Origin of the sequence: Microbacterium sp. (genome assembly GCF_040394595.1) — a bacterium.
GTDB lineage: Bacteria > Actinomycetota > Actinomycetes > Actinomycetales > Microbacteriaceae > Microbacterium.
Genome location: NZ_JBEBSA010000002.1, coordinates 129,770 through 142,940 on the forward strand (window position 1 = coordinate 129,770; position 13,171 = coordinate 142,940).

The 13,171-nt window shown below is 71.0% G+C and carries 9 protein-coding genes; 5 read left to right on the top strand and 4 right to left on the bottom strand.

Annotation, left to right across the window (positions count from 1 at the left end; translation table 11 throughout):
• The first annotated feature begins 23 nt into the window (after positions 1-23).
• The 5 genes from ABWO84_RS03395 (at position 24) to ABWO84_RS03415 (ending at position 7,109) form a co-directional block, all read left to right on the top strand.
• On the top strand, positions 24-1,451 hold the full coding sequence (locus ABWO84_RS03395) for a CCA tRNA nucleotidyltransferase (RefSeq protein WP_353112540.1): 1,428 nt from the start codon (positions 24-26) through the stop codon (positions 1,449-1,451).
• 148 nt (positions 1,452-1,599) lie between these two features.
• Positions 1,600-3,240, top strand: coding sequence for an ABC transporter substrate-binding protein (locus ABWO84_RS03400; protein ID WP_353112542.1), 1,641 nt, complete (start codon positions 1,600-1,602; stop codon positions 3,238-3,240).
• A gap of 110 nt (positions 3,241-3,350) precedes the next feature.
• A complete protein-coding gene (locus tag ABWO84_RS03405; RefSeq protein WP_353112544.1) occupies positions 3,351-4,424 on the top strand; it encodes an ABC transporter permease in 1,074 nt (357 codons plus the stop codon).
• Between the two features lies 1 nt (position 4,425).
• Positions 4,426-5,412, top strand: a complete 987-nt coding sequence (locus ABWO84_RS03410) for an ABC transporter permease (protein WP_353112546.1) — start codon at positions 4,426-4,428, stop codon at positions 5,410-5,412.
• Positions 5,409-7,109: a dipeptide ABC transporter ATP-binding protein gene (locus tag ABWO84_RS03415; protein ID WP_353112548.1), complete on the top strand. Its 1,701-nt coding sequence runs from the start codon at positions 5,409-5,411 to the stop codon at positions 7,107-7,109. Before ABWO84_RS03410 ends, ABWO84_RS03415 begins: the two co-directional genes overlap by 4 nt.
• 15 nt (positions 7,110-7,124) lie before the next feature.
• On the opposite strand, the gene ABWO84_RS03420 is transcribed toward ABWO84_RS03415, so the two are convergent.
• From ABWO84_RS03420 to ABWO84_RS03435, 4 genes are all read right to left on the bottom strand, one after another.
• Complete coding sequence (locus ABWO84_RS03420) at positions 7,125-8,312, bottom strand: hypothetical protein (protein WP_353112550.1); 1,188 nt, start codon at positions 8,310-8,312, stop codon at positions 7,125-7,127.
• A complete protein-coding gene (locus ABWO84_RS03425; protein ID WP_353112552.1) occupies positions 8,309-9,268 on the bottom strand; it encodes a hypothetical protein in 960 nt (319 codons plus the stop codon). The genes ABWO84_RS03420 and ABWO84_RS03425 overlap by 4 nt, the downstream gene beginning before the upstream one ends.
• Positions 9,269-9,379: 111 nt before the next feature.
• Complete coding sequence (locus ABWO84_RS03430) at positions 9,380-11,830, bottom strand: glycoside hydrolase family 2 protein (protein WP_353112554.1); 2,451 nt, start codon at positions 11,828-11,830, stop codon at positions 9,380-9,382.
• Position 11,831: 1 nt separating this feature from the next.
• On the bottom strand, positions 11,832-13,088 hold the full coding sequence (locus ABWO84_RS03435) for an ROK family transcriptional regulator (RefSeq protein ID WP_353112556.1): 1,257 nt from the start codon (positions 13,086-13,088) through the stop codon (positions 11,832-11,834).
• Between the last annotated feature and the right edge of the window lie 83 nt (positions 13,089-13,171).

Genomic DNA, 13,171 nt, shown 5'->3' on the forward strand with positions numbered 1-13,171 from the left:
GCCCGCCCGGTAATCTGGAGCCCATGCTCAACATGGCCGAGGGCCTGTCCCGACTCGGCGCGCTCGCCGCGGATCCCGTCGTCGCCACCCTGGCGAAGGCCTTCGCCGACGCCGGTTTCGAGCTCTCGGTCGTCGGGGGGCCGGTGCGCGACGCGCTGCTCGGCCGAGAGACCCACGACCTCGACTTCACCACCGACGCCCGCCCGGACGACATCCTCCGGATCGTGACCCCGATCTCGACCGCGCAATGGGACATCGGCCGCGCGTTCGGCACGATCGGCGCCCGCGTGCAGGGCGAGCAGGTCGAGGTGACCACGTACCGCGCCGACAGCTACGACGGCACCACGCGCAAGCCCGTCGTCGAGTTCGGCGACACGATCGACGGCGACCTGCTGCGCCGCGACTTCACCGTCAACGCGATGGCCCTGCGCGTCCCCGAGGTCAAGCTCATCGATCCCACGGGCGGCGTGGAGGATCTCGTCACGGGCGTGCTGCGCACCCCGATCGACCCGCGGGTGAGCTTCGGCGACGATCCGCTGCGGATGCTGCGCGCGGCGCGGTTCTCCTCGCAGCTGGAGTTCGAGATCGAGCACGGCACGTTCCGGGCGATCGAGGAGCTGCGCGGCACGCTCGGCATCGTCAGCCCGGAGCGCGTGCAGGGCGAGCTGGTGCGCCTGATGCAGACCGACGACCCGGTGCGCGGCATCCGCGTGCTCGTGGACAGCGGTCTCATCGACGAGTTCCTGCCCGAGGTCAGCGCGCTGCGCCTCGAGGTCGACGAGCACCACCACCACAAGGACGTCTACGAGCACTCCCTCACCGTGCTCCGGCAGGCGATCGCCCTGGAGCACGAGCGCAATCCCGGGGCCGCGCCCGATGCGGCCCTGCGCATCGCCGCCCTGCTGCACGACATCGGCAAGCCCCGTACCCGCAAGCTCGAGCCCGGCGGAGGGGTGACCTTCCACCACCACGACGTGGTCGGCTCGCGGATGGCCCGCAAGAGGATGCAGGCGCTGAGGTTCGACGGCGACACCATCGACGCGGTGGCGAAGCTCATCGAGCTGCACCTGCGCTTCTTCGGATACGCGGAGGGGGCGTGGACGGACAGCGCCGTGCGCCGCTACGTGCGCGACGCGGGGGAGCTGGTCGATCGGCTGCACATCCTCACGCGCGCGGACGTCACCACCCGCAACAAGCGGAAGGCCGCGCGCCTGGCATCCGCCTACGACGACATCGAGCGGCGGATCGCGCAGCTGCGCGATCAGGAGGAGCTCGACGCGATGCGGCCGGAGCTCGACGGCAATCGCATCCAGGAGGTCCTGGGCATCCGCCCCGGACGGGAGGTCGGCGAGGCGTACCGGTTCCTCCTCGACGTGCGCCTGGACGAGGGCATCATCGGTCCCGAGGCAGCCGAGGAGCGTCTGCGCGCCTGGTGGGCCGCCCGCGACTGACCCGTCCTGCACGGCGATCGCGGTCCGCGGCGGATTTCGGTCTCGTCACGAAACCGTCCGAACATTTTGGGAGCATCCCCGCCCGCGGCTATCGTGATCCACGAGCCGCACGAGGATGTCGGCGATTCGACGACCCGAGGATGGGACTATGTCAATGAAGATCAACAGGGGCCGACTCGGCCTCGCCATCGGGGCGCTCGGCGTCTCGGCCCTCGTCCTCGCCGGCTGCGCGACCAGCAGCACGGGCGACAAGGGCGATGGCGGCAAGGGCGGCAGCGGCGGCGAGATCACGGTCGGCACCACCGACAAGATCACCTCGCTCGACCCGGCCGGCTCGTACGACAACGGCTCCTTCGCCGTGATGAACCAGATCTACCCCTTCCTGCTGAACAGCAAGTACGGCACGGCCGAGGTCACCCCGGACATCGCCGAGTCGGCCGACTTCACCTCGCCCACCGAGTACACCGTCAAGCTCAAGTCGGGCCTGAAGTTCGTCAACGGTCACGAGCTGACCTCGAGCGACGTGAAGTTCTCCTTCGAGCGCGTGCTCAAGATCAACGACCCGAACGGGCCCGCCGCGCTGCTCGGCAACCTCGCGAGCATCGCGACGCCCGACCCGACCACCGTGGTCTTCACCCTGAAGAACGGCAACGACCAGATCTGGCCGCTCATCCTCTCGAGCCCCGCCGCGCCGATCGTCGACGAGGAGGTCTTCGCCGCCGACAAGGTCACCCCCGACGCCGACATCGTCAAGGGCAAGGCGTTCGCCGGGCAGTACGAGATCACCAACTACAAGTTCAACGAGCTGGTCGCCTACAAGCCGAACCCCGACTACAAGGGCAACCTCGGCGCCGCGGAGAACGAGGGCGTCACCGCCAAGTACTACGCCGACGCCTCCAACCTGAAGCTCGCGATCGGCAACGGGGACATCGACGTCGCCTTCCGCAGCCTCTCGGCCACCGACGTCGCCGACCTCGAGAAGAAGACCGACAAGGTCAAGATCGTCGACGGCCCCGGCGGTGAGATCCGCTACATCGTGTTCAACTTCAACACCATGCCGTTCGGCGCCACGACGCCCGAGGCCGACCCGGCCAAGGCGCTCGCGGTGCGCCAGGCGATGGCCGACCTGATCGACCGCGAGGCCGTGGCCAAGAACGTCTACAAGGACACCTACAGCCCGCTGTTCTCCTTCGTGGCCGACGGCATGCCCGGCGCGACCCAGCCGCTGAAGGAGCTCTACGGCGACGGCAACGGCAAGCCCGACGCGGACAAGGCCGCCAAGACGCTGAAGGACGCCGGGGTGCAGACCCCGGTCACCCTGAAGCTGCAGTACAACGGCGACCACTACGGCCCCTCGTCCGGCGACGAGTACGCCGCGTACAAGAGCCAGCTCGAGAAGGGCGGCCTGTTCAAGGTCGACCTGCAGCAGACCGAGTGGGTGCAGTACTCGAAGGACCGCACCGCCGACGTGTACCCCGAGTACCAGCTGGGCTGGTTCCCGGACTACTCCGACGCGGACAACTACCTGTCCCCGTTCTTCCTCAAGGAGAACTTCCTCGGCAACCACTACGACAACAAGGCCGTCAACGACCTGATCGTCGCGTCGCAGACCGAGACCGACAGCGCCAAGCGCATGGAGATGATCGGCCAGCTGCAGGACATGGTCGCCAAGGACCTGTCCACGCTGCCCACCCTGCAGGGGAAGCAGCTCGCCGTCGTGGGCAAGGACGTCAAGGGCACCACGCTCGACGCCTCGTTCAAGTTCCGTTACGCGCCGCTGACGAAGTAGCGCGACCGAGGGCGCTGCGCACCGACGCGCAGCGCCCTCCCGGCGCGTGCCCGCACGGCACGCGCGAGCGCGCCGAGTGCGCGCAGTCGCAGAGTTAGGTTTTCTCCCACATGGCCGTCGACGTCGCCGCCCCTGTTGTCGCGGCGCGCAGCTCTTCCAAAGGCGGAGGGCTGTGGCGCTACATCCTGATCAGGCTCGTGCTGATCATCCCCACCGTGTTCATCCTCGTCACCCTCGTCTTCTTCCTGATGCGGATCACGGGCGATCCCATCACCGCCGCGCTCGGCGGCCGCCTCCCCGCGGCGCAGCTGCAGCAGCGGATCCACGACGCGGGCTACGACCGCCCGCTCCTCCTGCAGTACTTCGAGTACCTGGGCGGCGTCTTCCGTGGCGACTTCGGCACCACGATCACCGATCACCGCCCCGTGATCGAGATCCTGCTGCAGTACGGGTCGGCGACGCTCGAGCTCGCGATCTACGCGGTCATCGTCGCGCTGCTGGTCAGCATCCCGCTCGGCCTCATCGCCGCCTACCGCCGCGACCGCTGGCAGGATGCGACCCTGCGGGTCGGCGCGATCCTCGCCTATGCGACGCCGATCTTCTTCGTGGGCCTGCTGCTCAAGCTCGTGTTCGCGGTGTGGCTCGACTGGCTGCCGGTCTCCGGGCGCGGCGGCACGAGCACCGAGGTGCTGATGAGCGGCGTCGACGCGCCGACCGGCATCTACCTGCTCGACGCGATCCGGCTCGGCGACGGCGACGCGGTCGTCGACGTGCTGCGGCACGCGGTGCTGCCGGCGGTCGCGCTGGGCCTCCTCACCGCCGGGGTCTTCCTGCGGCTCATCCGCACGAACGTCATCGGCACACTCGGCCAGCAGTTCGTCACCTCGGGACGCTCCCGCGGTGTGAGCGAATACCGCCTGGTGACCAAGCACGCCTTCCGTCCCGCCCTCATCCCGATCATCACGGTCATGGGCATGCAGGTCGCGATGCTCCTCGCCGGGGCCGTGCTCACCGAGACGACCTTCGAGTGGAAGGGCCTCGGGTTCATGCTCGCCGAGTACCTGAAGGCGAGGGACTTCGTCGCCGTGCAGGGCATCGTCGTGATGATCGCCGTGGTGATCGCGGTGACCAACTTCCTGGTCGACATCATCGCGGCCATGATCGACCCGAGGGTGAGGTACTGAGATGTCCACCGCAGACCTCCCCACCCCCAAGACCGAGGCGCTCGCGGCGATCCCGCCGCGGAAGAAGCGCTGGACCGAGAAGGTCCCCGTGATCTCCCATCTGCGTCAGAGCGTCGGGCTGCAGCGCGGGATGCTCGTCGTCGGCCTGGTGATCACGGCCGTGTTCATCCTCATCGCGGTGTTCGCCCCCCTGCTCGCCCCGTACTCCTGGGCGCAGCAGGAGGCGAACGGCGTGTCGTTCGGCACGCAGGAGGCGCCGAACGCGACCAACCTGCTCGGCACCACCGTCTCCGGGTTCGACGTGCTGTCCCGGGTGATCTGGGGCGCGCAGACCGCGCTGCTGGTCATCATCGCGGCCATCGCCTGCTCGATCTTCATCGGCATCGCCCTCGGGCTGCTCTCCGGCTACTTCGGCGGATGGCTCGACCGCATCCTGGTGGTCGTCGCCGACGCGATCTACGCCTTCCCCTCGCTGCTCCTGGCGATCGTGATGTCGATCGTCATCAGCCGTGGGCAGTCGGTGCTGTGGGGCGGCATCGCGGCGACCGCGATCTCGATCACCGTGGTGTTCGTGCCGCAGTACTTCCGGGTGGTCAGATCGGAGGTGCTTCGCGTGCGGCAGGAGCCGTTCATCGACTCCGCCAGGGTGATCGGGGTGCCGACCGGCAGGATCCTGCTGCGGCACGTGCTGCGCAACTCCACCCGGTCGCTCCCCGTCGTCGTCACCCTCAACGCCTCCGAGGCGCTGCTGACCCTGGCCGGTCTCGGCTTCCTGGGCTTCGGGATCGAGGCCACGTCGGCGGCCGAGTGGGGCTACGACCTGAACCGCGCCGTCGGCGACGTGACCAGCGGCATCTGGTGGACCAGCGTGTTCCCCGGCGTCGCGATCGTGCTCGTCGTGCTCGGCGTCACCCTCGTCGGCGAGAGCCTGAACGATCTGAGCGATCCGCGACTGCGCACCCGCCGTCGCGCGGGAGGTGCAGCATGAGCGACATCGCCGAGATCCGCGATCTCCGGGTGGTCTTCGCCACCGACGGCGATCCGGTCACCGCCGTCAACGGCATCAGCCTGAGCGCGGGCGCGGGCGAGGTGCTCGCGATCGTGGGGGAGTCCGGGTCGGGCAAGACCGTCACCGCCAACACCCTGCTCGGGCTGCTGCCCGAGACGGCCACCGCCTCGGGTGCCGTGGTCGTGCGGGGCCGCGAGGGCGGGGAGACCGACGTGGTGCACGCCACCGCGGCCCAGCTGCGTGCGATGCGCGGGAGCGACGCGGCGATGGTGTTCCAGGAGCCGTCGACAGCCCTCAACCCGGTCTACACGGTCGGGTGGCAGATCGCCGAGGGGCTCCGCGCCCACACCCGCCTCTCCAAGAAGGACGCGAGGGCCCGGGCGATCGCGATCATGAAGAAGGTCGGCATCCCGGACGCCGATCGGCGGGTCGACGACTATCCGCATCAGTTCTCGGGTGGGCAGAAGCAGCGCATCGTGATCGCGATGGCGCTGGTGCTCAACGCCGGGCTCATCATCGCCGACGAGCCGACCACCGCGCTGGACGTCACCGTGCAGGCCGAGATCCTCGAGCTGCTGCGGGCCTGTCGCGACGAGTTCGGCGCGACGATCGTGCTGATCACGCACAACATGGGCGTGGTCGCCGACCTCGCCGACCGGGTGATCGTGATGTACCAGGGCGACATCGTGGAGGAGGCTCCGGTCGCCGAGCTGTTCGCGAATCCGCGCGAGGAGTACACCCGTAAGCTGCTCGACGCGGTGCCGCACGTGGGTCAGGGCAAGTCCGCGCTGCCTCAGGGCGGCGCTCCTTCTCCGGCGCTCGGCGATCGAGCGGTGCACGAGGCCCCCGAGGGGAGCCTCATCGTCGCGCGCTCGGCGGAGATCGGCTATCCGGGCCGCTTCGGTCGCGGTGCGGTGGTCGCCGTGAAGGGCGTGGACTTCCACGTCGGCCCGGGCGAGGTCGTCGGCCTGGTCGGGGAGTCGGGATCGGGCAAGACGACGATCGGCCGCGCGGTGGTGGGACTCACCTCGGTGCTCGGCGGCTCGCTCACCGTGCTCGGGCAGGAGATGCGCGGGGTCAAGCCGCGCACACTCACGCCGTTGCGCCCGCAGATCGGGTTCGTGTTCCAGGATCCGGCGACGAGCTTCAACCCGCTGCTGACCATCGCCGAATGCATCGCCGAGCCGCTGATCGTGCACGGCCGGGCCTCCGGGCTCGCGAAGGCGCGTCCACGCGTGGACGAGCTGCTCGACGCCGTGCGGCTGCCCACCAACTTCGGCGACCGCTATCCGCACGAGCTCTCCGGGGGGCAGCGCCAGCGCGCCTCGCTCGCCCGTGCGCTCGCGCTCGACCCGAAGCTGCTGATCGCCGACGAGCCGACCAGCGCGCTCGACGTCTCGGTGCAGGCCACGGTGCTCGAGCTGTTCGTGCAGCTGCAGGCCGAGCTGGGCTTCGCCTCGCTGTTCATCAGCCACGACCTCGCGGTGATCGACGCCGTGTCCGACCGGATCATCGTGCTGCAGCAGGGGCGGATCATGGAGCAGGGCACGACGGCCCAGGTGCTCGGCGACCCGCAGGACACCTACACCCGCGAGCTGCTGGCCGCGTTGCCGGTCCCCGACCCCGTGGCCCAGGCCGAGCGCCGGGCGCAGTGGCAGGCGGTGCGGCGACACTGAGACCGTGCGCGCGCGTCAGCGGAAGCTGAAGATCCCGATCAGGATCGGCACGAGTGTCGGCAGCAGCGTGAAGCCGAAGATCACGGCGATGAGGATGATCGACACCCAGGAGACGCTGCGCTTGAGGCGGCGGCCCTGCGGCGCGACCCCCGGCGGCGGCCGGAGCATGCCCACCGGCGCCACGAAGGGCAGCGCTCCGGGCACGGGCTGACCCACCGGGCCGGGGGCGGCCGGCGTCGCCCCCGCGGGGAAGGGCGCGGGCGGCCCCGCCGGAGCCGGGGCGGCGACCGGAAGGTGGTCGTCGCGCCAGCGAGCCCACTGCTCGAACTTCGTCATCATCGCGCCGACCGCGCCGAACAGCCAGGCCCAGGTGGCGGGATCGAGCGTCGACGCGGGGCGCTGCAGGTAGAAGAACAGCCAGTCGTCGACGATCTCCACGTCGAGCTGCGCGGCGTGGTCGATGAAGCGCGCCATCACGTCGGGGGTGAAGAGGTAGAGGGCGTCGCGCTCGTAGCCCTCGGGGCAGTACAGCGCGAAGTACCTGTCGAAGTCGCCCTCGAGCGACAGACGCTGTCTCTTGCCGAACGACGCCGGCAGATTGGTGCCCAGCGTGTTGTTGCCGAGCGCGTCGAGCACGATGTTCGGCAGCGGGACGTCGAGCTTGACGGCCACATAGCCCCAGCGGTGCGTGGTCTGGTTCTTCCCCGAGCCCGTCGTGTACTGGTAGTTGCCGAACTCCACGAATCGCGGCCGGGAGCCCCGCACGGCATCGGACGCGTAGCGGCCGGAGCCCTGGTGGAAGATCATTCCCGGCAGCGGCGGGTCCTCGACCCGCGGCACATAGGTCATCCGGTTCGCGAAGGCGAACTGCGCGATGCGGAACCGCTGGATGCGTGCGCGCCGGCGCTGCGCGACGATGAGCAGGACCAGTCCCACGGCCAGTCCCACGATGAAGAGGAAGAAGACCGTGCTGCCGATGCTGCCGAGGAAGCCGCTGCTCGGGATCGTCGCGATCGCCGCGAAGACGAGGAGGATCGGGGCGATCGCGAAGATCCCGACCACGACGAGGATCACGTAGGCGATCGTGCGTCCGGCCGAGGTCGGCGCCGCCATCTGCTTGAGCTGCTGGTCGAACGCGGCGACCGCGCGGGGGTCGACCGGATCGGTCAGGGGCCGGGCATCGAACGAGACCGTGCCGCTCATCGGTTCACCTCGTCGCCGTCCCAGGAGAGATCCGCGTCGGCGGGGAGGGGGAGCGCCTCGAGCGCCGGGTCGGCGCAGATCTCCGCGATGAGCGCCTCCGATCCGGTGACGACGGTCGAGTCGAAGTCGATCTCGCTCACCATCACCCAGGCGCGGTCCTCGGGCCAGAGGAGAGCCGGATGCTGCGCCGACGGAGGGAACCCGGCGGCCTCGGACGGGCGGTCGCGCCAGGGCGCGTCGAGGATCCAGGCAGGATCGGCGAAGGTCGAGGCTCCGGCGGAGAAGGGCACGTGGGCGCGGCCGGGAAGCTCGAGGCGCGGACCTTTCGAGATCTCGTCGGAGAGGATGCCCGGCTGCCAGGCCGGCTTGCGGAAGACGGTGTTGAAGGGATCGTGGATGCTGCGCCGCAGCAGCTGCTCGTGCGCCGGCGGGGCGTCGGAGCCGCCGACCGTGATCGCGGCCGAGGGGTCGCGGAACGAGCCGAGCAGTTCGCCCCATCCCTCCCAGAGGGCGACGACCCCCTCGTGCGGCGTCGCGGTGTGCGCGGTGAGGATCCGGGCGAGCGCGGCGAAGCCCTCCGGGGGCATCGCCCCCTCGTCCGGCGCCGAATACTCGCGCCCGTCGGGGCCGATCCGCACATGCCAGTCCTCGTCGTCGGGGGTGCGCACGATGCCGCGCCACTGCGCGAGCGGGTGCATCTCCGACCCGAAGGCCGCTGCCGCGTCGGCCCATCGGATCTGCTCGTCCGCGAAGCGCGCGAGCAGGCGCTCCTGCTCCGCCTCGCCGAGCCGGAGCCACTCCTCGGCGGAGGGCATCGGCCGGTCGGGGAGGGAGCGCACCTGGGCGGGGTGGAACACACGCGCGGTGGCGGCGAATCCGCGCGGCACGACGCCGAGGTCCTCATCGAGCCGCTCGCGCAGCCAGTCTCCGACGGTCGGGTCGGCGATCCACTTCATGCGTCCACGGTACCCGGTGCCCCCTGCGCCGACCCGGTGCGCGGCCGCCGAGGCGCGGGGAAATCCGCGCAGGAGGGGCACCGGGCGGGCGGGATCGCACTGGGGCGGCGCTCAGCCGGCGTCCGGACCGGTCGCGACGAGGTCGTTCAGCGTGCGCAGCGCGGAGGGGGAGAAGCGGGCCCCGGGCGGATGCCGGAGCGCGAACCGGGCGGTCTCGCCGGGCAACAGGGTCACGAGGCCCTCGTCGACCACGGCATCGGGATGCACGAGGTCGGCGTGCAGGAACAGGTCGCGCACGAGGCCGTCCGCGGAGACCTCGACCGTCGAGCCCTCCGTGGTCGGAGCCGTCCGGACGCGCAACCGCGGCGCGGAGAGGGCCGACGCGCGCGGCTCGGCGAAGAAGAGGAGCCCGCGGTACGACCCCGCCTCGGCCGTGATGAGCTCCGACGCCGCGTCGCCGGCACTCCGCACGGCGGCGTCGAGCGGGAGAGCGTCCGAGGCGCGCGGCGGCACCCGGAAGGGCAGCGAGCTCTCGGCGCGCACCGTCCCGTCGAAGCTCCGCCGCCGTACGACGAGCTCACCCTCCCAGGCATCCGCCTCGTCGTTGACGAGCATCGCGGCGACCTCGCCGTCGCGCTCCTGCAGGGTGATCAGGCGCGGACGGTACGCCGCGCGCAGCGCGTACCAGACCGGCTTGAGCCGCCCGGCGTAGTCGATCGCCGACCACGACGTCACCGGCCAGCAGTCGTTGAGCTGCCACACGATGCTGCCCCGGGTGACGGGGGAGGAAGCGCGGAAGTGCTCGATCGCATGCCGCATCGCCGCCGCCTGGTTCCACTGCATCGCCCAGTGCCAGTCGCGCATCCCGCGGGGCACGCGCACATGCGCGAGGAGTCCGTCGCGCAGCTTGGCGTTGCCGTCGGCGGCCTTCTGGTGCACGAGCATGCCGGGCGACTCCGGGGTGAGCGGATCGTCGTCGACGGCCTCGCGCAGCGTGGTCCAGGCGGGCGGCCCCTGCCAGCCGAACTCCGCCACGAAGCGCGGAGTGTGCCGGGAGTAGGTGCGCCAGTCCTCGCTGTTCCACTGGGTCCACAGGTGCACGGGACCGTGGCGGTCGTCGTTCGGATCGCCGCCGCCGGGGTGGAACGGGCTCCCCGGGATGTAGGGGGTCGCCGGCGCGAGTTCGGCGACGAGCCGGGGGAGCAGGTCGAAGTAGTAGAACGCGCCCCAGGTCGCACCGTCGAGCGCGCGCTCCCACCCCCAGTCGTGGTGCCCCATGAGGTTCTCGTTGTTCCCGCACAGCAGCGCCAGCGAGGCGTGCGAGGAGAGTCGCACGATCTGCTCACGGGCCTCCGCGGCGACCTCGGAGCGCAGCGGCTCCTCCTCGGGATAGGCGGCGCAGGCGAACAGGAAGTCCTGCCAGGTGAGGAGGCCGAGCTCGTCGCAGGCGTCGTAGAAGTCGTCCGACTCGTACACGCCGCCGCCCCAGACGCGCACGAGGTTCACGTGCGCGTCGCGGGCCTGTTCCAGGCGATGGCGGCACCGCTCACGGTCCACGCGGGTGACCAGTGCGTCGTCGGGGATCCAGTTGACGCCCTTCACCCACACCGGGACGTCGTTGACCACGAGCGAGAAGGGCGTGCCGTCGGCGTCCGGTGTGGTGTCCCAGCGCAGGGTGCGGAAGCCCACGCGCCGGTCGAGCCGGTGCCGCGCGCCGCCCTCATCGTCGCGGAGGGCGACCGCGACGTCGTACAGCGGCTGCGCGCCGTGACCAGCCGGCCACCAGCGCCGAACCTCGGCGACCTCGACCTCGACGTGCACCGCGTCCGCGCCGCCCCCGACCCGCGCCGTGCCGCGCACCCCCGCCGCCTCGACCGAGAGCTCGAGCGGGAGATCGCGGTCGCGCTCGCCGCGTTCGACGAGGGCGTCGACCACGACCGTCCCGCCTTCGCCGGCGGTCTCGGTGCGGACCCGCAGCTCGGCGATGCGTGCACCGGACCAGGACTCGAGGGCGACGGACTTCCCGATGCCGCTCGTGGCGGTCGCGATGCCCCAGTCCCAGCCGAAGCTCGACGCCGACTTGCGGATCGCCTCGTAGGGCAGCGGGTACGGGCGGGGCCGCGCGCCGAGCACCTGGCTCTGCGCGTTCGCCCAGCGCACCGGGGAACGGAACGCGACGACCAGCTCGTTCGCGCCCGCGCGCAGCACGCCGCCGACGGCCGCGCGGTGACTGCGGTGCTGGTTCGCGACGGAGAGCACCGCGACGCCGTTCAGCGTCACGTCGGCGACGGTGTCGAGCCCGTCGAAGACGAGGTCGTGCCGCTCGGCCCCGTCCGGAGCCCAGTCGAACTCCGTGCGGTAGACCCAGTCGGTCTCGCCGATCCAGCGCTGCGCGGCCTCCTGATCGTTCCGGAACGGATCCCCGATGAGCCCGGCGGCCAGCAGGTCGGAGTGCACGCAGCCCGGGACGACCGCGGGCACGGGGGCGTCGCGCACCTGCCGAGGGGCCCGGTGGTCGTCGGTGCGGACGGTCCATCCGTCGTGGAGCAGACGCCGGCGCACGTCAGATCCCCGCCGGCATCGAGGTCAGGCGCGGACCGAACTTGCGGTCGAGCACCAGGCATCCTGCGCCGATCGCCGTGACGTTCTCGCCGAGCTCGGTGCTCGCCACGGTGACGTCGTGCAGGGTGCGGGCCACGGCGCTGCCGCTGACCTTGGGGCCGATGATCGGCAGCGCGTAGGGGGCGAGCTCCTCCCATACGGGGCCGCCGAGCACGACGGTGTCGAGGTCGAGCAGGTTCGTGATCGTCACCAGCCCGGAGCCGAGGTACTCGGCCATGGTGCGCAGCAGGCCGGCGGCCGACGCCGAGCCGCCGTCGGCGAGCGCGCGGAGGATGCGGAAGGCCGCGGCGGCCTCGGCGGGCTGCACCTCGCCGAAGTCGGCCGGGAGGACGCCGAGCCGCGCCGCCTCACGCATCACGACATGCGCCGACGCGACGGCGCCGAGGGCGGAGAACGGTCCGGGGGCCTCGCCGGGCTCGCCGTGATCGGTGACGGGCAGCAGGCCGATGTCCCCGATGTTGCTCGACGTGCCCCGCAGGACGTGCCCGTTGAGGGCGAGGCCGACGCCGATGCCCGTCCCCACGTACACGAAGGCGAAGTTGCGCGACGGCTTGGGGCGCGCCGCCCACTGCTCGGCGACGGCGCCCGCGATCACGTCCTTGTCGAGGACGGTGGGCAGGCCGGTCGTGCGGTGCAGGTGCTCGCGCAGCGGGACGTTGACCCAGCCGGGGAGCAGCGGGGGGTTGAGCACCACGCCGTCGACGACGTCGACGGGTCCGGGGGCGGCCACGCCCACGCCGATGACCCGCGTGCGGTCCACGCCGGAGTCGGCGATGAGGGTCTCGACGTGGACGGTGAGCTCGTCGAGGACCGGCTGCGTCTCGGTGACGGAGGGGGTGCGGTGCGAGGTCGTGGCGATCGGCCGTCCGTGGAAGTCGAGCAGGGCGTAGGTGATCTGCGCCGGGTCGAGATGCACCCCGACGGCGTACTGGCCGTCGGGGTTGAGCTCGAGGAGGGTGCGCGGCTTGCCGGGGCCCGAACTGGCCTTCCCCGCGTCGCGGATGAGGTCGCGCTCGAACAGGCGGCGAGCGATGTTCGTGATCGTCTGCCCGGAGAGGCCGGTGCGGCGCGCGAGCTCGGCGCGCGAGCATCCGCCGGGAGCGCGGCGGATCATGTCGAGCACGATCGTCTCGTTGAAGTCGGCCAGGTGGGGGAGGTTGCTTCCGCGCAGCGGCGCGACGGGCAACGGCTTGCTCACGGGATCGCCCTTTCGATCGATGGGGAGTTCCGCGACTTTATCAAAGATATTGAGAAATCGCACCCCCGTGATAATCGCTTTGA

What these genes read in the sequence shown, in the direction of transcription:
- ABWO84_RS03395 (WP_353112540.1), top strand. Translation starts at nt 24, where the DNA reads ATGCTCAACATGGCCGAGGGCCTGTCCCGACTCGGCGCGCTCGCCGCG.
- ABWO84_RS03400 (WP_353112542.1), top strand. Translation starts at nt 1,600, where the DNA reads ATGTCAATGAAGATCAACAGGGGCCGACTCGGCCTCGCCATCGGGGCG.
- ABWO84_RS03405 (WP_353112544.1), top strand. Translation starts at nt 3,351, where the DNA reads ATGGCCGTCGACGTCGCCGCCCCTGTTGTCGCGGCGCGCAGCTCTTCC.
- ABWO84_RS03410 (WP_353112546.1), top strand. Translation starts at nt 4,426, where the DNA reads ATGTCCACCGCAGACCTCCCCACCCCCAAGACCGAGGCGCTCGCGGCG.
- ABWO84_RS03415 (WP_353112548.1), top strand. Translation starts at nt 5,409, where the DNA reads ATGAGCGACATCGCCGAGATCCGCGATCTCCGGGTGGTCTTCGCCACC.
- ABWO84_RS03420 (WP_353112550.1), bottom strand. Translation starts at nt 8,312, where the DNA reads ATGAGCGGCACGGTCTCGTTCGATGCCCGGCCCCTGACCGATCCGGTC.
- ABWO84_RS03425 (WP_353112552.1), bottom strand. Translation starts at nt 9,268, where the DNA reads ATGAAGTGGATCGCCGACCCGACCGTCGGAGACTGGCTGCGCGAGCGG.